Source organism: Methanosphaera sp. A6 (genome assembly GCF_001729395.1).
Taxonomy (GTDB): Archaea; Methanobacteriota; Methanobacteria; order Methanobacteriales; family Methanobacteriaceae; genus Methanosphaera; species Methanosphaera stadtmanae.
The window spans coordinates 1-21068 of the sequence record NZ_MAIF01000101.1 but is presented as its reverse complement, the minus strand read 5'-3'; the positions used below and the strand labels follow the sequence as shown (position 1 = coordinate 21068).

Annotated in this window: 23 protein-coding genes and 3 tRNA genes; 17 read left to right on the top strand and 9 right to left on the bottom strand. The window is 28.3% G+C overall.

Annotated features, from left to right (window positions below; genetic code table 11):
- The first annotated feature begins 40 nt into the window (after positions 1 to 40).
- From A9758_RS03480 to A9758_RS03445, 8 genes are all read left to right on the top strand, one after another.
- Entirely contained in the window at positions 41 to 220 is a 180-nt protein-coding gene (locus A9758_RS03480) for a 30S ribosomal protein S27e (RefSeq protein ID WP_011407094.1), read from the top strand.
- A gap of 34 nt (positions 221 to 254) precedes the next feature.
- A complete protein-coding gene (locus A9758_RS03475; protein ID WP_011407093.1) occupies positions 255 to 1037 on the top strand; it encodes a translation initiation factor IF-2 subunit alpha in 783 nt (260 codons plus the stop codon).
- A gap of 114 nt (positions 1038 to 1151) precedes the next feature.
- On the top strand, positions 1152 to 2132 hold the full coding sequence (locus A9758_RS03470) for an alpha/beta fold hydrolase (protein ID WP_011407092.1): 981 nt from the start codon (positions 1152 to 1154) through the stop codon (positions 2130 to 2132).
- A 123-nt stretch (positions 2133 to 2255) separates the two neighbouring features.
- Positions 2256 to 2423, top strand: a complete 168-nt coding sequence (locus A9758_RS03465) for an RNA-protein complex protein Nop10 (RefSeq protein ID WP_011407091.1) — start codon at positions 2256 to 2258, stop codon at positions 2421 to 2423.
- A gap of 43 nt (positions 2424 to 2466) precedes the next feature.
- Positions 2467 to 3246, top strand: coding sequence for a proteasome assembly chaperone family protein (locus tag A9758_RS03460; RefSeq protein WP_011407090.1), 780 nt, complete (start codon positions 2467 to 2469; stop codon positions 3244 to 3246).
- Positions 3247 to 3277: 31 nt separating this feature from the next.
- The gene (locus A9758_RS03455; protein WP_011407089.1) at positions 3278 to 4435 is read left to right on the top strand and encodes a TIGR00375 family protein; all 1158 of its coding nucleotides are present in this window, start codon (positions 3278 to 3280) and stop codon (positions 4433 to 4435) included.
- A gap of 157 nt (positions 4436 to 4592) precedes the next feature.
- Positions 4593 to 4667, top strand: a tRNA-Arg gene (locus A9758_RS03450).
- A 59-nt stretch (positions 4668 to 4726) separates the two neighbouring features.
- Positions 4727 to 4801, top strand: a tRNA-Arg gene (locus A9758_RS03445).
- Positions 4802 to 5287: 486 nt separating this feature from the next.
- Here the strand turns inward: A9758_RS03445 and A9758_RS07465 are convergent.
- Positions 5288 to 6121 (bottom strand): hypothetical protein, encoded by an 834-nt coding sequence (locus tag A9758_RS07465; protein WP_011407088.1) that lies wholly within the window; start codon positions 6119 to 6121, stop codon positions 5288 to 5290.
- 70 nt (positions 6122 to 6191) lie between these two features.
- Positions 6192 to 6719 (bottom strand): ArsR family transcriptional regulator, encoded by a 528-nt coding sequence (locus A9758_RS03435; RefSeq protein WP_011407087.1) that lies wholly within the window; start codon positions 6717 to 6719, stop codon positions 6192 to 6194.
- Positions 6720 to 7005: 286 nt separating this feature from the next.
- Here A9758_RS03435 and grpE point away from each other — a divergent pair, with 286 nt between their 5' ends.
- The 7 genes from grpE to A9758_RS03400 all read left to right on the top strand — a co-directional run bounded on the left by grpE (position 7006) and on the right by A9758_RS03400 (position 12764).
- Complete coding sequence (grpE, locus tag A9758_RS03430; protein ID WP_011407086.1) at positions 7006 to 7527, top strand: nucleotide exchange factor GrpE; 522 nt, start codon at positions 7006 to 7008, stop codon at positions 7525 to 7527.
- Positions 7528 to 7582: 55 nt separating this feature from the next.
- Entirely contained in the window at positions 7583 to 9445 is a 1863-nt protein-coding gene (gene dnaK / locus A9758_RS03425) for a molecular chaperone DnaK (protein WP_369815009.1), read from the top strand.
- Between the two features lie 250 nt (positions 9446 to 9695).
- A complete protein-coding gene (gene dnaJ, locus A9758_RS03420) occupies positions 9696 to 10841 on the top strand; it encodes a molecular chaperone DnaJ (RefSeq protein WP_011407084.1) in 1146 nt (381 codons plus the stop codon).
- 110 nt (positions 10842 to 10951) lie between these two features.
- Entirely contained in the window at positions 10952 to 11341 is a 390-nt protein-coding gene (locus A9758_RS03415) for a hypothetical protein (RefSeq protein WP_011407083.1), read from the top strand.
- A 91-nt stretch (positions 11342 to 11432) separates the two neighbouring features.
- A complete protein-coding gene (gene frhD, locus A9758_RS03410) occupies positions 11433 to 11900 on the top strand; it encodes a coenzyme F420-reducing hydrogenase, FrhD protein (RefSeq protein ID WP_011407082.1) in 468 nt (155 codons plus the stop codon).
- Between the two features lie 122 nt (positions 11901 to 12022).
- A tRNA-Trp gene (locus tag A9758_RS03405) sits at positions 12023 to 12165 on the top strand.
- A gap of 44 nt (positions 12166 to 12209) precedes the next feature.
- Positions 12210 to 12764: a CDP-alcohol phosphatidyltransferase family protein gene (locus A9758_RS03400; protein WP_011407081.1), complete on the top strand. Its 555-nt coding sequence runs from the start codon at positions 12210 to 12212 to the stop codon at positions 12762 to 12764.
- Here A9758_RS03400 and A9758_RS03395 read toward each other — a convergent pair.
- The 6 genes from A9758_RS03395 to A9758_RS03370 form a co-directional block, all read right to left on the bottom strand.
- Positions 12756 to 13166 carry a hypothetical protein gene (locus A9758_RS03395; RefSeq protein ID WP_011407080.1) on the bottom strand — a complete coding sequence of 137 codons (411 nt, stop codon included), beginning with the start codon at positions 13164 to 13166 and terminating at the stop codon, positions 12756 to 12758. The two genes, A9758_RS03400 and A9758_RS03395, sit on opposite strands and share 9 nt — an antisense overlap.
- On the bottom strand, positions 13159 to 14514 hold the full coding sequence (locus A9758_RS03390; protein WP_011407079.1) for an AIR synthase-related protein: 1356 nt from the start codon (positions 14512 to 14514) through the stop codon (positions 13159 to 13161). Before A9758_RS03390 ends, A9758_RS03395 begins: the two co-directional genes overlap by 8 nt.
- Before the next feature lie 114 nt (positions 14515 to 14628).
- Positions 14629 to 15231: an imidazole glycerol phosphate synthase subunit HisH gene (gene hisH / locus A9758_RS03385; protein ID WP_369815011.1), complete on the bottom strand. Its 603-nt coding sequence runs from the start codon at positions 15229 to 15231 to the stop codon at positions 14629 to 14631.
- Positions 15232 to 15312: 81 nt separating this feature from the next.
- A complete protein-coding gene (locus A9758_RS03380) occupies positions 15313 to 16338 on the bottom strand; it encodes a sugar phosphate nucleotidyltransferase (protein ID WP_011407077.1) in 1026 nt (341 codons plus the stop codon).
- A gap of 531 nt (positions 16339 to 16869) precedes the next feature.
- Positions 16870 to 17250 carry a hypothetical protein gene (locus A9758_RS03375; protein WP_011407076.1) on the bottom strand — a complete coding sequence of 127 codons (381 nt, stop codon included), beginning with the start codon at positions 17248 to 17250 and terminating at the stop codon, positions 16870 to 16872.
- 81 nt (positions 17251 to 17331) lie between these two features.
- Positions 17332 to 19116, bottom strand: coding sequence for a DNA-directed DNA polymerase (locus tag A9758_RS03370; RefSeq protein ID WP_011407075.1), 1785 nt, complete (start codon positions 19114 to 19116; stop codon positions 17332 to 17334).
- A 107-nt stretch (positions 19117 to 19223) separates the two neighbouring features.
- On the opposite strand from A9758_RS03370, the gene A9758_RS03365 reads away from it, so the two are divergent.
- Positions 19224 to 19835, top strand: a complete 612-nt coding sequence (locus tag A9758_RS03365) for a GNAT family N-acetyltransferase (protein WP_011407074.1) — start codon at positions 19224 to 19226, stop codon at positions 19833 to 19835.
- A gap of 12 nt (positions 19836 to 19847) precedes the next feature.
- On the top strand, positions 19848 to 20480 hold the full coding sequence (locus A9758_RS03360) for an MBL fold metallo-hydrolase (RefSeq protein WP_011407073.1): 633 nt from the start codon (positions 19848 to 19850) through the stop codon (positions 20478 to 20480).
- 27 nt (positions 20481 to 20507) lie between these two features.
- Here the strand turns inward: A9758_RS03360 and A9758_RS03355 are convergent, their stop codons facing one another.
- A complete protein-coding gene (locus A9758_RS03355) occupies positions 20508 to 21047 on the bottom strand; it encodes a TrkA family potassium uptake protein (protein ID WP_069776332.1) in 540 nt (179 codons plus the stop codon).
- Positions 21048 to 21068 lie beyond the last annotated feature (21 nt).

Here is a 21068-nt window from a genome sequence, read left to right as displayed (position 1 = left end):
AAAAAAAATGATGAATTACTAACTTAAGGAGGAACTATTTATGCCTAAACAACAAAGTAATTTTTTAAAAGTTAAATGTGGTGACTGTGAAAACCACCAAATAATATTTGATCATGCAGCATCAACAGTAAAATGTGTTATCTGTGGTAAAACATTAGTTGAACCAAAAGGTGGCCGTTCTAAAATTTGTGCACAAATTGTAGAAGTTCTAGATCACTAAATATTAAAAATAGATTACTTATCCAGGTGATTATATGGTTAGAATGAGCAAAGAATGGCCTGAAGAAGGTGATCTAATTGTTGGAACCGTACATAAAGTATTAGGATATGGTGCATTTGCAAAACTAGAAGAATATGAAGGTAAAGAAGCTTTTATTCATATTTCTGAAGTATCTTCGGGTTGGGTTAAAAATATACGAGATTATGTTAGAGAAAATCAAAAAATTGTAGCTCGTGTATTAAGAGTTAATCCTAAAAAAGGTCATGTAGATGCATCTCTTAAACGTATACGTGAAGATCAAAGAACACGTAGAATGCAACAATGGAAAATAGAACAAAAAGCTGAAAAATTATTAGAAATATCTGCTAAATCAATTAATAAAACTTTAGATGAAGCTTATGATGAAGTAGGATATTTAATAATGGAAGAATTTGGAGATTTATACGAAGGATTCGAATTAGCATCAGATGATGGGGAAAACGTACTTTTAGATGTGGATGTTAGTCCAGAATGGGCTAAAATAATTACAGAAGTTGCTAAGAAAAATATATCAACACCTGAAGTACAAATAACAGGGTATGTGGATCTTACCTCATATAAATCAAATGGTGTTGAAATAATTATTGAAGCTCTTCAATCTATTGAATCAGATAATGTTGAAGTTCAATGTGTTGGATCACCTACATACAGAATCATGGTAACAACTGAGGATTACCCTACAGCTGAAAAAATATTAAGTGAAGCAGCTAATAAATGTATTGGAATTGTTGAAGAAAATGATGGGGAAGGTTCTTTCCATCGTGAATTAGAAGATTAATTCTTTGATTAATTCTTTTTTATACTATTTTTTTTTATTAAATTTTGTAAATTAAAAATAAATTTATTATTTTTTTTATGAAAAATATCTTTTTTATTAAATGAGGAGATTATTATGAATATAGAATCAATATCGCCTGAATATTATACTTTAAAGGAATTTAAATTTAATAATGGTAAAGTACTTGAAAATCAGACTGTTGAATACATGACTATGGGTACACCACAGTATGATGATGAAGGACATATAACAAATGCTATAATATATTTCCATGGTACAAGTGGAAATTATGGATCAATAAAAAGAATAGGTGTGGCATTGGGTGAAAATTTACCCTTTGATACAAATAAGTTTTTCTTTGTATCTTTATCAACACTTGGAACACCAGGTAGTAGTAGTCCAAGTACTTCTAAATTAAATTCAGATTATCCTGAATACACTATATTAGACATGGTTAATTTTAATAAAAAGTTTTTAGATGAATGTTTAAATATTGTTTCACCATTAGGACTTATAGGTAATTCAATGGGGGGATTTGAAGCAGTAACATGGGCTGCAGTATATCCTGATGATATTTCTTTTTTAATATCTTTAGTAAGTAGTTATAAAGTTGGTGGCCAAAATTACGTTTTAAGCAAGGTTATGAACGATATTATAACATCTGATAAGGATTTCAACAATAAAAAAGTAACAGGAGATCTTAAAAGAGCTCTTGAATTATCTAGCAAGGCAATGTATTCCTTTGGATTATCTCGTCAATTCTATATGGATCAGTCCACATCTGATATTGATAAGTATATGGATGAATTTGCAATGGAAGATTCACAAGAAGATGTTCTTGATGCTTATTATAGAAACAATGCATCTATGAATTATGATTTAACAGATATTATTTCAAATATCACTGCTAAAACTTTAATTATTGGAATATATGAGGATCAATATTTTCCACCAGAATTAGATGCTATTCCAATGCATACTTTAATTAAAGATTCTACTTTAGTTTGTTTTAATTCATATCTTGGACATGTAGGTTCATCACAACTTGATAAGATTCATGATGAACTTGAAGATTTTCTTGCATCATTCAAATAAAGAAAATATTTTTCATATATTTACTTTTTTAGACGTGTATTTCAAGTGTAAAAATTTAGAAATTATATCTCTTGATAATTAATTATATAATTTATAAGTATTCATAAACAAAGATATAATAATATGAAATTTCAGATGAGAAAATGCAAAGAATGTGGAGAATATACATTAGAGGAATCATGTCCAGAATGTAATGTTAAAACTGGAGTAATATTTCCTGCAAGATATTCACCACAAGATAAATATGGTAAATATAGACGTATTTTAAAAAGACAACAAATGGAAAAATAATTTTCATCATATCATCTATTAAAATAAATAAATGGGGAATAACATGGAAAATGAGACAAAAATAACAGAAATAGGGGAAGTAAACTTAAATAATCCAATAGTTATTGAAGGATTACCAGGAATTGGTTTTGTAGGAAAAATCGTTGTAGACCAAATAGTTAAACATTTAAATGGTGAAAAATTTGCAGAACTTCAATCAGATTATTTCCCTCCACAAGTTACAATGAAAGAGGATGGACTTATTGAACATATGAAAATGGAATTCTTTTATATTAAAGATTTTGGAGAAAATAATCAGGATATAGTATTATTAACGGGAAATACTCAAGGATCTGATTTTGAAGGACAAATAATGATTTCTAAAGTATTAATGAATTATTTTGAAGATCTTGGTTCAGAAAAAATCTTTACAATTGGTGGATTAGGTACTGGTGAATTAAGTGAAAGAAGTAAAGTATTTGTTGCTGGAAATAATAAGGATTTAATCGATGAAATACTTGAAATCGACAATACTGAAGTTAGAAAAGATGAAGGTGGAGCAATAGTTGGAGCTTCTGGATTATTATTATATTATGCACAACAAAAAGGTATTGATGCTGCATGTCTAATGGGAGAAACACCTGGATTTTATGTAGATCCTAGCTCAGCAAAGGAAGTATTGTTTGTATTATTTAAATTATTTGGATTTGAATTAGACTTTGAAGAATTAGATGAGCAAATAAAAGTTACAAATGAAAGATTAGCTCTTAATCCAAAATTTAACCAAAATATGGTGGAACATGGTGTAAATCAACCTGGTGAAGATCTACGTTATATTGGTTAAATTCTCTTTTAACTATTTTTTGATGATATTTATGATAATTAATGCAGATTTACATGTTCATAGTAAATATTCAATGGCAACTTCTAAAAATATGGATCCAGAAACAATGGCTCTTGAATCTGTTAAAAAGGGTTTAGATCTTGTGGCTACAGGTGATGCATTCCATTCTGGATGGTTGAATGAATTAGAAGATTCATTAGTGGAAATTGATAATACTGGAATTTACAAAACAAATGATACTATTGAAACTAACAATACTAAATTTATAACTACTACTGAAGTAGAAGATAATCAGAGGATACATCATTTAATTATAATTCCATCTATTGAAGTAGCATGGAATATGAGGGATGAATTTACTGTTAAGAATATGGATGCTGATGGAAGACCAAGAATTCGTATGAATGGTGCAGAAATTATGGATATTGCCAGAGATTATAATTGTATTATTGGTCCTGCTCATATTTTTACACCATGGACTGGTTTATATAAATCCTATGATTCAGTTACTGATTGTTATGGTCAACAACCTGACTTTGTAGAATTAGGTTTATCTAGTGATTCTGATTTGGCTGATACAATAAAGGAATTAGCAGATTATACATTTTTAACAAATTCTGATTCACATTCACCATGGCCTCATAGAATAGGTAGGGAATTTAATAGAATGGAACTTAAGGATTTATCATTTAAGTCGTTATGTTTTTCAATAAAAAATAATGATATAATTGAGAATTATGGTTTTGATCCTCGTATGGGTAAATATCATGAAACTGGATGTATTGACTGTCATAGAATATATAATATCCATGATGCAGTTGAATGTGATATGAAATGTTCCTGTGGTGGAAGAATAAAGAAGGGAGTAAAAGGTAGAATACAAGAGTTAGCATCGTTTGATAAACCTCATCATCCAAGTCATCGTCCACATTATCAGTATTTATTACCTCTTGCTGAGTTATTAAGTACTGTGCATGATAAGGGTGTTACTACGAAGTATGTTCAAACAAGATATGATAGATTGTTAGATTTATTTGGAAATGAGATTGATGTTTTACTTAATACTCCTATAGAAAAAATAGCCACTGTCGATATGTTGTTAGCTAATGTTATTAAATCATATAGAGATAACACTCTAGATGTAATTCCTGGTCGTGGAGGACAGTATGGTGAGGTTAATTATAATTAATTAATTAATTCATATTATTTTTTTATCTTTTTTTTAAAATAAATTGAATAGAATACAGTTTTGTTTTATATTTTGTTTTTATTTTTATTTTAAAATAGTAAAGTATAAAAAGGATAAACTATAGAAACTAATAATAGTAGTATATGTATTAATATATGGGCCTGTAGCCTAGACTGGATAGGGCGTTGGACTTCTAATCCAAAGGCCGGGGGTTCAAATCCCCCCAGGTCCGCTATCTTTTATACTATAAAAACTATTTTTAATTGATTTTCTCGTGATTTTATTATATATGGGTTTGTAGCCTAGTCTGGATAGGGCACCAGACTCCTAATCTGGAGACCGAGGGTTCAAATCCCTCCAAATCCGTATTTATTTTTCATTAATTTTTGGTTATGATATCTAATTTTTATAACTTAGTTAGTTATAATTTAATAACTTATAAGTTTTTATGCTATGAATAATAAATGCAAGCATAAACTTCTTTAAAAAAATATTTTAGAAAAAAAGTATTTATATTTTTATTCTATTGAACTACCCATTGCTTGTCCGATTAATGTTATAACAACCATTCCTACAACAATGAAACTTACAATTGTTACAAAATCCATGTTTTTACCCCTGTTTTTTTTATTTAATAATTCGTTCCTTAAAAAGTACATTTTAGTACTTAAGCTTATATTATTATATGATTTCTTTACTATTTATATTTTGGTTATTAGTATTTAAAAAGTAAATTAATTAAAAATTAATTATAAAAAAAGTATAATTTGAGATTTTACTTAATCTCAAAAATAAATAATATTGTCTTAATAAATCCTTTTAGAAATTTAAGCATCTACCTATGAATTATTTTTATGTTTGGTTGTAGTCGTCACCAGTATCTCCGTTAGGATCATCTGATAGATCAGTTCCAGGAGTTGGTGTTTCATTTGGTCCAGCATTATCTAAATCATTATACATTCTGATATTACCATTTTCGTCTTTGGTTGTACATACATAATAGTTAAAGGATATACCTTCTTTTTTAGCTGAAAATACATACCATTCTTCATTGTTTATAGTTTGAGTTCTAACACTACTTTCATCTATTGTTATAGAACTATCTATATTTTTTAATACATGTGTAAGAGCTTGTTTAATTGTTATTGTTGTATCAGGACTTGGACTTGGTGTTGGACTTGGTGTTGGACTTGGTGTTGGACTTGGGCTTGGGCTTGGTGTTGGTGTTGGATTTGGGTTATTATTAGGATTGTTACTTGGATTGTTATTTGAATTTGGGTTGCTTTGTCCACCATTATTTTGGTTTTGTCCATTTGCTTGGCTATTTGAGCTTTCAGTAACAAGTATGGGTGAGTCAGAACTTATAAGTGCACTTCCACTAGTTGCACTGTTTTGTGTTCCTTCTTGGTTATCTTTATTGTTTTGACTGTTTTGTCCTGCTTGTTGAGAAGCGTCAGTAGCTTGTTGTCCTGTTTGTTGTTGTGCATTTTGAGGTCCATTATCTAGGCTATTTGATGAATCTCCAGTTGATGCAGGTGCTGCAAGTGCATCTGTCACTGGTGAATCTTCTTGTTCTATACTAGCTAATGGATTTAATAAATTATCATTTATATTAATTTGATAGGTAGCTGCTACTATTCCTATAAGGGCTACTATTACAATAGATAATATTATTTTTTTATCCATTATTTCACCTATAGAGTTATTTTTTATTTAGCATTTATCAATATAATACTTTATAATATTAAAATATATTTTATTTGTTATATAAATTTTTTAGTTGGTCTATTTTAACTTCAGGTATTGCTTTTGTCTGTGTGATATCAGTGATTATAGTTTTTGTTTTGTGTTTTTCAGGGTTTTCAACTTGACTTAATAATTCTTCAGCATATCTTAGAGCATTTTTATATTTTCCTATTATGGTTCTTAGGTCTTCTATTGCTTCATGATCTCCCATATATAATCTTTCTTCTATATTATATAATTCTGTAAATTCCTCACCCATCATGTGCATATTGATAGTGTCTGGTTTTATGAATATTTTTATTTCTATATCTTGGGATATTTCATAATATTTTCTTGGTCGTCCCCTTTCTATTTTTTTGTATGATGGGTTTATAAGTCCAAGATCTTCCATAGCTTTCAAGTGACCTATGATTGCTTTTTGGCCTATATTTAGTTGTTGTGATATTTGACTTACAAAACGTGGTTCTTCTGTAAGTAATGCTAATATATCTCGTCTTGTTTTGCAGCCAATTACATCAAGTACTGCTTCTAAATCCATATTATCATCTTCTTATTTTTTACCTACTTATTATTATATTCATGTAAATATATAAATATTACCTAAGGTTACTAAAATATCCAAACATTTATATAGTACTTCATATTTATTTAATAATATCGAAAAATACTTTTGTAACTAAAAGTTATTAAAATGCAAAAAGTATATATAACATTTTGTTACTAAATTATAATTAGCAAAAGAAAATATTTTATAACTTGGGGTTACTATAATAAATAAGCCCTTAAAAATAATAAAAGTATTAACACTAAATAAGGGTGAATACATGACAGAAGAAGAAAAAACAAAAAGTGAAGCAGAAGAAATAGAACAAAACAACAAGGAAGAAGAACAAGAAAAATCAGTAGAAGAACTTCTTGAAGAAAAAGAACAAGAAATACAACAATATAAAGATAAACTACAAAGAATACATGCAGACTTTGAAAACTTCAAAAAACGTTCTATTAAAGAAAAACAAGAATTTGTCAAATTTGCCAATGAAGGCTTAATACTTAAAGTACTGGAGGCATATGAGGATTTAGAAAGAGCTCTTGAAGTTAAAGAAGATAAAAACTTAAGAGAAGGTGTAGAGCTTATCTATAAAAAACTCACAAAAATCTTGGAAGATGAAGGAGTAGAGCCAATAGAAACAAAGAATCAGAAATTTGATCCATATAAACATGAGGCTCTAATGACTGAAGATAATGATGATTATGAGAATAATGAAATCATCCAAGACCTACAAAAAGGATATACATTAAATTCAAAAGTCATACGATACTCAAAAGTTAAAGTATGTAAAAAATAAAAATTATTTATTCATTTAAATTACAATAATAAAATAACTATTAAAAAAAATAAAGGTGATACACATGGCAGAAGAAAAAGTAATAGGAATCGACTTAGGAACTAGTAACTCAGCAGCAGCTGCATTAATTGGTGGAAAACCAACTATCATACCAAGTGCAGAAGGAGCAACTCAATATGGTAAATCATTCCCAAGTTATGTAGCATTCTCAGATGATGGGGAAGTTTTAGTAGGAGAACCTGCAAGAAGACAAGCAGTAACAAACCCAGAAAACACAATTAGTGCAATTAAAAGACATATGGGTTCAAACTATACAGTAAATATAAAAGGAAAAGATTACACTCCTCAAGAAATTTCAGCATTAATTCTTCAAAAAATTAAAAAAGATGCAGAAGCATTTTTAGGAGAACCTGTTAAAAAGGCTGTAATTACAGTACCAGCATACTTTGATGATAACCAAAGAACAGCAACAAAAGATGCAGGAAAAATTGCAGGTTTAGAAGTATTAAGACTTGTAAATGAACCAACAGCAGCAAGTTTAGCATATGGGTTAGATAAAACAGATGAAGAAGATGTAAATATATTAGTATTCGACCTTGGTGGAGGTACACTTGATGTAACAATTATGGAATTTGGAGAAGGAATCTTCGAAGTAAAATCCACAAGTGGAGACACTAACCTTGGTGGAACTGATATGGACACTGCATTAATGAAATACATAGCAGAAGAATTCAAAAAAGAAAATGGTGTAGATTTATTAAATGATGATCAAGCAGCTCAACGTTTAAGAGAAGCAGCAGAAAAAGCAAAAATTGAATTGTCCACAACATTAACAACAGATATAAACTTACCATTTATTACAGCAACACAAGCAGGACCTTTACATTTAAATATGAGTTTATCTAGAGCAAAACTTGAAGAAATTGTTGATCCAATTATTCAAAAATGTGGAGCTCCAATTAAACAGGCAATTGATGATGCAAAATTAGAAAATAATGAAATTGACAGAATAATTCTCGTAGGTGGACCAACAAGAATGCCTTCCATCCAACAATATGTAGAAGACTTTGTAGGTCAAAAAGTAGAAAGAGGAATTGACCCAATGGAATGTGTAGCATCAGGAGCATCTATTCAAGGTGGAGTATTAGCTGGAGAAATTGATGACTTAGTATTACTTGATGTAACACCTTTATCTTTAGGAATTGAAACAATGGGTGGAGTAGCTACAAAACTTATTGAACGTAACACAACAATTCCAACTAAGAAAAGTCAAATATTTACAACAGCAGCTGATGGTCAAACAAGTGTAGATATTCACGTAGTACAAGGTGAAAGACCAATGGCTAATGATAACACTACTCTTGGAAGATTCCAATTAGTAGGTATTCCATCAGCACCTAGAGGAACACCACAAATTGAAGTAACATTTGATATAGATGCAAATGGTATAATCAATGTATCAGCAAAAGATAAAGGTACAGGTAAAGAACAACAAATAACAATCACATCATCTAACAAATTATCAGATGAAGAAATTGAACAAAAAGTAAAAGAAGCAGAAGCTCATGCAGAAGAAGATAAAAAACGTCAAGAAGAAATTGAAATTAGAAATACTGCAGATTCATTAGTATACACTGCTGATAAAACTTTAGAAGAACTCAAAGATCAATTAGGTGAAGATAAACAAACACTCATAAAAGATCAACAACAAGAACTTAAAGATGCAATAGAAAAAGATGACATTGACTTAATTAAAGAAAAATCTGATGCATTAGATAAAACAATACAAGAAATTGGTGCAGAAATATATCAACAAGCTGCACAAGCTCAACAACAAGCTCAACAACAAGCAGATCAATCAGATTCAACACAATCTGATAATGATGACACAATCGATGCAGACTTTGAAAAAAAATAAATAAATTAACACATAGATTGAAGGATTATTGTTGAAGATTTCTTTAACAATTTCTTTTTATATATCAATTAAGTTAAAAGAAAATATTTAATAACCGTTTATAAATAAATTTATCTTAAAATTAATTAGCTATAAGAAAGGATAATTTCTTTTTAAATCTTAAAGATGTAAAAAAGAAGGGTATAGTATAGGAAGATTTTTCCTATACTATTTTTTTTTATTTATTATTTTAATAGAAAGGGGCAATACTATGGCAGATAAGAGAGATTATTATGAAGTATTAGGTGTAGATAAAAACGCTGATAAGAAAACAATTAAAAAAGCTTATCGAAAATTGGCTATGAAATATCACCCAGATGTAAATCATGAGGAGGGTGCTGAGGAAAAATTCAAAGAATTAAGTGAAGCATATGGTGTACTATCTGATGATGAAAAAAGAAAAAGATATGATCAATTTGGTCATGCAGGTATGGACGGATTCAGTCAAGAAGATATCTTTAACAACATAAACTTTGAAGATATTTTCAATGGTTTTGGATTTGGTGGTGGATCCCAAGGTGGATTTGGAAGTATTTTTGACCTATTTGGATTTGGTGGAGAATCATCTGGTCCTTCTGGAAGAGGGCAGGATATTTCACAAATAGTAGAATTAACACTTGAAGAAGTAGCTAGTGGTGTATCTAAGGATTTAGATGTTAGACATAAGAAAAAATGTCCAAAATGTAATGGAACTCGTGCAGAACCAGGGTCTTCTGTAAAAACATGTCCTCAATGTAATGGTGCTGGACAAGTAAAACAAGTACAAAACACTCCACTTGGACAGTTTGCAACAGTCTCTAAATGTCCTCAATGTAATGGTGAAGGGCAACACGTTGAAAAACCATGTACAGAATGTCATGGTTCTGGATTAAAAACAACCACCAATAAAATTTCAATAAACATACCAGCTGGTGTGGAAACTGGAACAAAACTACGTGTTTCTGGTGAAGGTGATGATGGAATTAGGGGTGCTCCTTCTGGAGATTTGTATGTAACTATAAAAGTTTTAAAACACGATCTATTTAGAAGAGAAGGCCAAGATTTATTCTATGATCTACCAATAAGTTATGTGCAAGCATGTTTAGGAGATTCTGTTGATGTTCCAACAATTGATGGTGAAGCTTCTCTTAATATTCCAGCAGGTACACAAAGTGGAAGTACATTTAAATTAAGAGGAGAGGGTATTAAGAGTCTTAACTGGTCAGGAAAAGGAAACTTGTATGTTAAAGTGCAGGTTGTTGTTCCTAAAAAATTATCTGCTAAACAGAAAGAAGTACTTAAAGAGTTTGCTGATGTTAGTGGAGAAGAAATATCTCATGTTAAAAAAGGACTTCTTGATAAAATTTTTACTAAATAATCTCATCCATTCAACCCCTTCTTTTTCAATATCTTTTTTTTGAAATTTATAAATAAACATAATAATTATTTTAACACATATATTAACACTAATGTTGTGGAGGTATAGTCATGATTATTAGTAATGAAATTAAAGTAGATTTATTTTTAAATGATGATGAATATGTTAATATTTCATTAGATAGACTAGAATTATTACTTAGCCCATATAAAGAAAAGGTGCAAGGATTGTTACATCCTAAAGAAACACTTTCTATTAATAATGCCTATATTTGTTTTTCTGATGATGATGAAAAACATGTATTTTACTGTAAAATATATAAAACAAGTGTTGGTCCAGATATATGGATTTTATTATTAGCTGATAAAAGAGAAGGTTATGCATTATATAAAAATCCACTTACAAATAAACTTGAACTTGCATGGTATAGAAGTGATTTGCAAGAGCCATTAAGTAAAGAAATGGAAAGAATGAAAATTACATGTTATATTCCTAAATAATTTTTAAAAATAATCATATACTATTATTAATATAAATAACACTATAAATATAGAAAAAATAATAAAGATAATAAATTATGGAGATTTTATTTTGACATACGATGCAGAAGTACTAGTAGTAGGATGTGGAAATGTTCTATTTAAAGATGATGGATTTGGACCAGCTACAATAGATGAAATTGAGAAACATCTCAAAGAAAGACCATTACCTGATAATGTAATGACAATTGATGCAGGTACAAGTGCACCCCACTATCTTTTTTCATTACCAAATCCAATGTGGAAGAAAATAATCATACTTGATATTGCAAACTTTGGTGGAAAACCAGGAGATATTAAAATCTTATCAAAAGATGAAATGCCTGTAGGAAAATATCAGGATCCCCATTCAATATCTGTTGTAGATCCATTAGATGAATTAGATGATGTTGAAATAGTTGTTATTGCATGTCAACCTGAAAAAGTATCATCACCATTTGTAGAATATGGATTATGTGATAGTGTAAAAGAAGGTATGTCCAAAGCTATAGATTTGGTATATGAAGAAGTTAATATATAAAATAGAACTCTTTTTTCAATTTTTTTAATGATTTATAACCTAAAACTATATATAATACTTTTTATATAATTATAAATAATCCTAAAAACTCGTTTGAGTCTTAACACTTAAATAGCACATATGGGGTTATAGTGTAACCTGGCATCATCTGGGACTCCAGTTGTCTTTGAAGAACGCGCGCATGCTGAGGCATACCGATGATGATCGATTGGAGTGCTGAGACAAGAGAAATCCTAGGATCGGGGTTCAAATCCCTGTGACCCCATTTTTTAAAAAAAAACTATTTTTATAAAAATTTAATATAAAAACATGTATGATCTATTTAACAATGCAAATAAATTATCTTTTCTAAGAATAATATTATCTATATTATTTAGTATAGGACTTTGTGATTTGTATATAAACAATAATAAAATCAGCATAATACTATTAATTCTATTTATAATAATATCATTAACAGACATATTTGATGGAAAAATAGCTAGAAAAAACAATCTCACATCATCTTTTGGATCAAAATTAGATGTTATTGCAGATATTACATTTGTATTATTATCATACATAGTGCTTGTTTATGTAAATAAAATACCATCATGGTTTTTAATATTAACAATAATAGTCTTTAGTGAATTTATATTAACATCATCAATACTTGCAAATAACAAAGATAAATCATTAATATTTGATAAAATAGGAAAATATTTTGGAGTAATATGTATGGCAATACCAGGTATGGTCCTATTTTCTAATATAATTAACTGTAACTATATTGTAAATATAATCATAATTATAACTAGTATAATGGGCATAATATCCTTCATATCAAGATTAGTGAAGTGTTATAAAATAAAGAAATTAGATTAAAAAATCTAATTCAAAAACATGTCCATTCACAATTTTTCTACCACTATATATTATTTTTTTATTATCTGATGTTTTAAGTAACAGTTTGTCTGTTGTAATATCCCTTAGAATATATTCATATCTGGTATTGTCTGATATAATATGTTCTGTTATATTTAAGAGATTACTTTCTAACTCAGTATTAATATCATCTATCATAGTTAGAGAATATAGAATACTTTCATCATTATAGGGCATAGTATCTAATAGATTTAATACCTCATATGGTGTTTTATAAGTATTATCTAATTCATATACAGTACTTTCTTTTTCTAAAATATTAAAACAGACTATCATAATAATAAATAGAATAATTATTGCAAGTACTCCATCATATAATAGAAATTGTCCTTTTTCATTCATATCTACTTTTTATCCATGATACAATCTCATCTTTTTTCTTAATAGATTCTACTGTAGCATGATTGATTGTTTTTTTATTTTCTTCAAAGTCCACTTCATTTATTGAATCAATAACTTTCTTTATAGGGGTATATGCAGCTTCTCTAAATTTTGGAACTAATTGTTTAATATTACCAGATTCATCCTCAAGATAGGTTTTACCAGTATTTGTTATTTTTCCAATAACATCTGTTTTAATCTTATTTTCATTTAATAAACGAATAATAGTATCTGATTCTTCTTCTGAAACAATTATCATTAATGAATCAACTGAAACCCCAAGAACATCTATATCTAAATCATCTAACATATTATAAACCTTTGAATTTATAAGATTTTTAATATTTTCACTATATAAATGTATTCCAAGTCCTGTTGTTTTATTAATTTCATTAGAATCACCAATTATTCCACCATTTGTAATATCGGTCATCGCATGAATTTTATCTTCTGATGGATAGTTATTTAGTAGTTGTGATGCTTTTATAAACTGAACATTAAGTGTTTCTTTTATGACTTCAGGATAATTATTATATATTGAAGTTGTTGTGATTGTTCCACCACCACAACCTTCTGTCATAAGAATCAAATCACCTTCTTTTGCATTACTACGTGCTTTGGGTAAGGTGTTGGATGATCCAACAGCACCAACAGCACCAACTAATCTATCACCTAAAACCATATCGCCTCCAATACGGAGGGTACTTCCAGAAACTAGTGGGACTTGTGTTAATTCTGATACTGCACAGATTCCTGCAGTATAATCTAATATTTTTCCAACATCTCCATCATCTGCAAGATGAATATCACTTATTAATGCTACAGGATTTGCGCCCATAACACATACATCACGTAGTGTGGCTCTTGCTGTATGAAATCCTGCAAGAAATGGATAATCACTTAATCTTGAATGAATTCCATCTATTGCAGTGGTTATATAATAGGTATCCTCTACCTTTACTACTCCTCCATCATCTTGGGCTGTAGGATTTACTATGGAGGAAGTGTCAGTATTTTTAATAATCTGGGCAATTTGATTGTGTACATAGAAATCTCCTTGTCCACGTGATCCTACACCAAATTCGCCCATATGGATATTTGTTTTTGGATAATCTAATAATTTTTTTAATTCAGTTTTATCTAAGTTTTCTGTTGTTTTTACTTCATCATACACAGTTTTACTTAATAATTTTGCTTGTTTGGAGTTAATATTCTTGTAGTATTCGATTATTGTTGTGAGTTTTTCAATTATTTCATTTTCATCTTTTTGTTGTCTCATATTTTTCTTTACAAATTCTTCAATATCCATATACATCACTAAAATTATTAATTTTCATAAAATTTGTATGATTATATCTATATATCATACTTTGTTATTATTATATTAATTTCTAATATTATAAAAAATAAGAAGAAAAGGTGGTTAATCTATGGTGTTTATAAATTTACGTAGAATATTTAATCCTGCTTTTCCACTTTTTTCTGGATGGAATTGTAGTGCATGAATATTATTCTTTCCAATAGCAACTGGAATTTTTCCACCATAATCAGTATATGCAGTTATTATATTTTTATCCTCAGGGTCAATATAATATGAATGAACAAAGTACATATAGTTATTGTCAGCTTCAGATAGAAGAGTAGTGTTATTTGAAGTAGTATCATTTACTTCTATAGTATTCCATCCCATATGAGGTATTTTATATTCTGGAGGTAAGTTAAATTTCTTTGCACTACCATTAAATATATCCAACCCCTTAATATCAGGACTCTCCTGACTACTAGAAAAAAGCATATGTAATCCTAAACAGATTCCTAGTAAAGGTTTATCATCATCTATATGATTATATACAACGTCCTTATACTTAACAAGATTCTTCATAACTGCACCAAATGCACCTACTCCTGGTAATATTAATGCATCAGAAGTTTTAATTTCATTTATATCAGAAGATACTTTTACTTCAACATTTAAACGTTTTAAAGCATTATATATGCTCCTTATATTTCCACTGCCATAATCAATAATAGTTATATTACTAATAAAACCACGTCTCCATAAATAATTTTAAAAAAAGTAAAAAAGAATTTTTAAGATAGATTCAATCTATCTTTTACCACTAGGTGTTTGTGAATCATAGAAATCTTTTATTCTAATTGTATCATCTAAGTCTGGTGTAGATACTTCATGTAATACTGTGTTTTCTATAGCAACAATAGTATGTGGTGTTTGTGGTTCTATTCTTACAGTATCCTTTGCTCCAAAATATTCTTTTTTGTCTTCAAATTCTATGTAACCTTTTCCACTTACAATGTACATTGTTTCATCTTTATTTGGATGATAGTGGAAGCTTGTCTGATAACCTTCTTTAATAAATAATTCTTTTGTAAGATATTTATCAGTATATATAAGTACTTTCTCATATCCCCATGGCTTATCTTCTCTGTTTTTATATTCATTTTGTACTTGCTGTAATTCTTTTGACGTGTCTACTGCCATCCAAAATAAACCATTTTCCTTATAATATCCAAGTTTCTTATCTTTTGCTAATTCAGGGAATATTGTTTTTTCAATATCTCCTGTTTTATATGATCCGAAGTCTAACTTACCTTTTGAAAAGTATATTCCACCATTTATATAGTAATCAAGTAATGGTTTTTCCTTGAATAATACTATTTTATCTCCACTTAATTCAACTATACCATAAGGTGATGTCATTTGTGTTACAAATATTGTGAAATCAAATGGTGATTTTTCACCATCTTCTATCATTTTTTTAATACTTAAATCTGCAACAACATCTCCGTTTCTTATTACACATTGTGTGTTATCATCCATGTGTTCCATTCCTAAACGTATGGCATTTAGTGTTCCAAGAGGTTTTTCTTCTTTAACATATTCAATTGTAACGCCCATATATTCATTACCATAACGTTCTTCTATTTTTTCTCCAAGGAATCCAGTCAATAATATTACTTTATTAACTCCTGCACTTTTAAAGTCAAATATTTGTTTATCAAGTATTGTGTAATCTTCTTTTAGTTCTACTAATGGTTTAGGTACTGTTTCAGTTACAGGTCTTAATCTTTTTCCAAAACCACCACATAGTATCATTCCCACTGTGTCTTTCATTTGGATCACTCTGTTTATTTTAGTAATATTTTTTTTTATATTATAAAATACTTTATATAAAAATATTTTTTACTATTTAAACTTCTTTTTTTTATAATAAATAAAGATTATTACAATTAAATATTCAAGAAAAATCAACAGTAACATAATCAAATCAATTATATTTAGAATAATGGTGAGTATCATTTTAAAAAAAAGTATTTATTAAATAACAAAAAACCATTTTTAATTTCTTATTTTAAAAAATTTCTAAATTAATTCAAGAGTATTTATATTTATAGTGTGTTTTTATATTAAATCATATAAATTTTATTTAAATTCAGGTATTTTTATATAATCCCTTTAAATAGAAGCTTTTTTATATATACATACATCTAAGTGATGACATATTCATATGATACTTATGAATAATTTTTTTTCAATATGGGGTAGAGTAGTCTACTTCAATTTATTTTTTTTTAGTCTGAAATTTTATTAGAAACTAGCTATTTAATGGAATTATTTTCAATAAAAATAAAAAAAGGGTGGAGTTTATTTTTTAGCCTTAATAACAATTCTTTCAGAGATTACTTGGGGTGGAATGGTATTTGTAGGGTCACCTACTGTATAAACATCAATTTTACAACCATTTTTTATGCTAGACATATTTACAGAGGTTTGTTTACCATTTTTATCTTCCTTGTATATTTTAGTGTTTTTTCTAATTATAACTGATGTATTTGAAGAATTATTTGTATCATCATATAAGTAAACTGTTCCTATTGTTGGATTTGTACTGTTATTAACTGTTGTGTTACCAACAACAGTACCTGAAACATCAGGTAATTGATCTATTGTTGCACTGTATGCACCATATGCTATTCCTGCTAATATTACTATAAAAACAATAGTTTGTAAAGGACTAAGCTTCATAAAATATACTCTTTATATTTTTTTTAATAATTATTATGTATTTTTTAACTTATAAATATTTTATAAATTATCTATTTTTTTTCAATCATCTAAATTACCAATATATGTAGCATAAAATCCATCAGTATCTGCATATATTGGTTTAAAACCATATTCTTCTGATTTTTTCATTGCATCTTGAATATATTCCCTTCCCCAAGCAGTTATGGCAGCAGCACATTCTTTTTTATACCATCTAAATCGCGCATATCCATAAGCTCCGAACATTGAATTTGCTAAACGTTTAAGTCCTTGTTGTTCGAAGTCATATGCCTTTTTCTGTTCAGGTACAGTTTCTTCATACATTAATTTTTTAATTCTTTGTCTTTCATCAAGAATATAACCAATAATTGAAGGAATAAAACCTTTTGGTTCTTTTAAAAATTTATAATCTGATTCTGGACATAGATGATATTCTGATTCATCTAGCGTATCATCAGTAGTTATAGTATCTGGAGAGATATTTTGAGCAATAATTACTGAAGGATATAGGCTTTTAAAATCTAGATATGCAATATGTTCAAATAATCCTTTTTCAGGTTCTTTAACATAGCCTCCTGCTACCTTTTTAGAACTTCTTCTTTGAGTATATTCATTAGTAGTTGGTTTATTTGGTATTATGTTGTTTTTTTCAAATGCCTTCCATATAAGATACCATTCAACCATTTGTCCGGTAGTCATACGTGCAATGTCAAATAATGGTTGACCAACTAATCTTGTTTGTGCAACAGTAAGGGGAGTTAATTTATCTGCAATTTCTGTTGTTGTAATAGCATCATCCATTGAATAATCAAATAATTTCTCTAATAATTCATTGTCAGAATCCCAGTATTCAAATATCTTATCTCCAGGTACATCTATCTTTTCAATATCAAATAATTCTTTATATACACGTTCTAATGTGTAACGATCTAAATTCATGTATTGCCTTACAAGAAGGTATAAGTCTACATGTACACGGCCTCTTATAAGGCCTGCATTATTAAATCCTCTTTTTATGAATTTAATACTTGATTTATCAATTCCAAGAGGCAATTTAATATTAAGTGTATCTGCTCTTTCTTTAATATATGGTAAATCAAAGTTATCAGAGTTATATCCTACAAGCATATCAGGATTTTCTTCTTTAATAATTTCAACAAATCGTTTTAACATATCCTCTTCAGTAGGTAATGTTTCAACAAAATCTTTACTTGATTTTTTTGTAGATAAAACCTTTTTAAAACCATTATTACCACATAAACTCATCATAATAATGGCATCTTTTTTAGCAGAGGGCATACCTTCAGCATTATAAACTTCTATATCAAAACTTAATATTTTATTCTGATTTACAATCTCTTTAGTATCAATTGGGTTTTCTTCTAATTTAAATATAATAACATCATCATCAACATCAAAATCCATATCTTGGGTTTTTCCATGAATTTCTATAACATTTGTTGGTGTTATTTGTTTATCAATTAAATATCTTCTATAAAATGGTATATCATATTCTCTTATTTCTCTAACAGTAGGTAGTTCACGTATAATATCACGTAATTTTGGAACTTCTTGTGGATGAATTAATGTTGCCTTAATATATTCACGTTTAACTCCAATATCTATTTTATCTTCTAATTCTAAATCATCTATACCTAATTGGCGTAGTTCAACTAGACATTCATCTAAATTATTTGGTAAAATATATAAATATGGTTTAAATGTTGTGTCATATGCAATAACATTTTCATTTGTCTTAGAGTCTCTACCAAATAATCGTATTACTGGTTTTTCATCTCTTGTTATATAATCAATATCATTTAGAACTATAGTTTTAGTTTCCATAATACTTAATTATTTATAAAATAGAATATTAAAAAGTTTATATCAAATAAAAGAGAAGTATTAATAAATACTATAATAAAAATATAAGCTTTAAAGAAAATGATATTATGACTAATTTTAGAAATTTAAATGATTATGATGATGTTGGTGAGATTGCAACATGGATATATAATACTGATGAATTTACATTTAATCTACTCTTTTATAATGATAAAGTACGTGCAATCACTGCTATTGAGAGATTAATAATGAGTGATTATATAAATCCTTATCATAGAAATTTTATCACAATATTGTATGATGAGAATCCAAGGGATATTGAAGGAATTGCTGTATCATTTAAGGGTTCTGATTTATCTATTAGAAATACATATAAAGCTTTATATGATACTTCATGTACTAGTTTACCTTTAATTATACAAAATTCAATAGTAGGTATGTTATTTGCATCACATATTAAAAGTAATGAATACTATATTGGAAACTTATATACTAATCCAGAACATAGAAAAAAAGGTGTTGGAAGTAAATTAGTTAAAAGATGTATAAAAAATGCGTATATATTAAAATGTGATGCAATATTATTGGATGTTGAATTTAAAAAACCAGGATTACTAAATTTTTATGGTAAACTTGGTTTTATGCGTGCTGAAAATCATTATCATAAAATATTAGGAACAACATATGGTTGTTATGGTATGAAATATGAATTAAAATAGGTGGGATATAATATGGAAAAAGTAGATGATATTACAATAATTTTAGGAAAAGAAAGAGATTCAAATACATATGTTATTGGGGATATGCTAATTGATCCTGGAACAGGACTAAATAACAAATATTTAATAGATTCAATAGAAGAATCTGGAATATCAATGAATGATATTACAAAAATTGTAAATACACACTGTCACTTTGATCATATGGGTGCAGATAAATATTTACAAGATAAATATGGTTATGATATATATATGCATCCATTAGATTTGGAAACTGTTAAAAATAAGGATGAAAATGCAACAGTAGCATCATCATTTGGAATGAAAGTTCCTGATTTAGATATTAAACCATTAAATGAGCATGACATGGTTAATGGATATGAAGTATTACACACACCAGGTCATACACGTGGTGGTATTTGTTTATGTAATGGAAAAAGTTTAATAAGTGGAGATACACTCTTTTCTGGAGGTAACTTTGGAAGAACAGATCTTCCAACAGGAAGTATGGATGATATGAGAAAATCCATTTTACATCTTGCAGATTTAGATGTTGTTCAATTATTCCCTGGTCATGGACCATATGCAATATCAGCTGTAACTGAACAAATATCATTAGCTGTCATGTTAGCTTCACGTTTATAAACACAATAAATTCCTTTTATTATTTTTTTATATTGAGCTAAGAAGACCACTTTTTGTGAAATATTTTTTAACTTTTTTAATTTTATTTGATTTAACAAGAACTGTTATCTTATCATCTTTTGATAAAACAATATTATTTTGGGCTATAATATCTTCATTGTTTTTGTTACATAAGACTATGATGAAATCTTTTGATGGACTAATTTGACCTATTTCTTTACCAACAACTTTGCTGGACTTGACTGTGATTTCTACTAGTTCCATATCATCAGAACCTGTTGTTAACATTTTAACAGAAAGAGAATTGATAATTAACTTTTGAATATCCATACAAGTTGTAAGTTCAGGACTTACTACTTCATTTAGTCCTAATTTTTTAAACATCTTTATATGTGATGGATTGGCAGTTCTAGCAATTATTTTTTTCAGATGATATCCTTGAGATAAAATACCAATAAGTAGATTTACTTCATCAATACTAGTTGCAGCCACAATGATATCAGCATTTTCAATACCTGCATTTTCAAGCACAGTTTTATTTGTAGCATTACCCCGAACAATATCCACTGTTTCATATTTTTCTTAAAT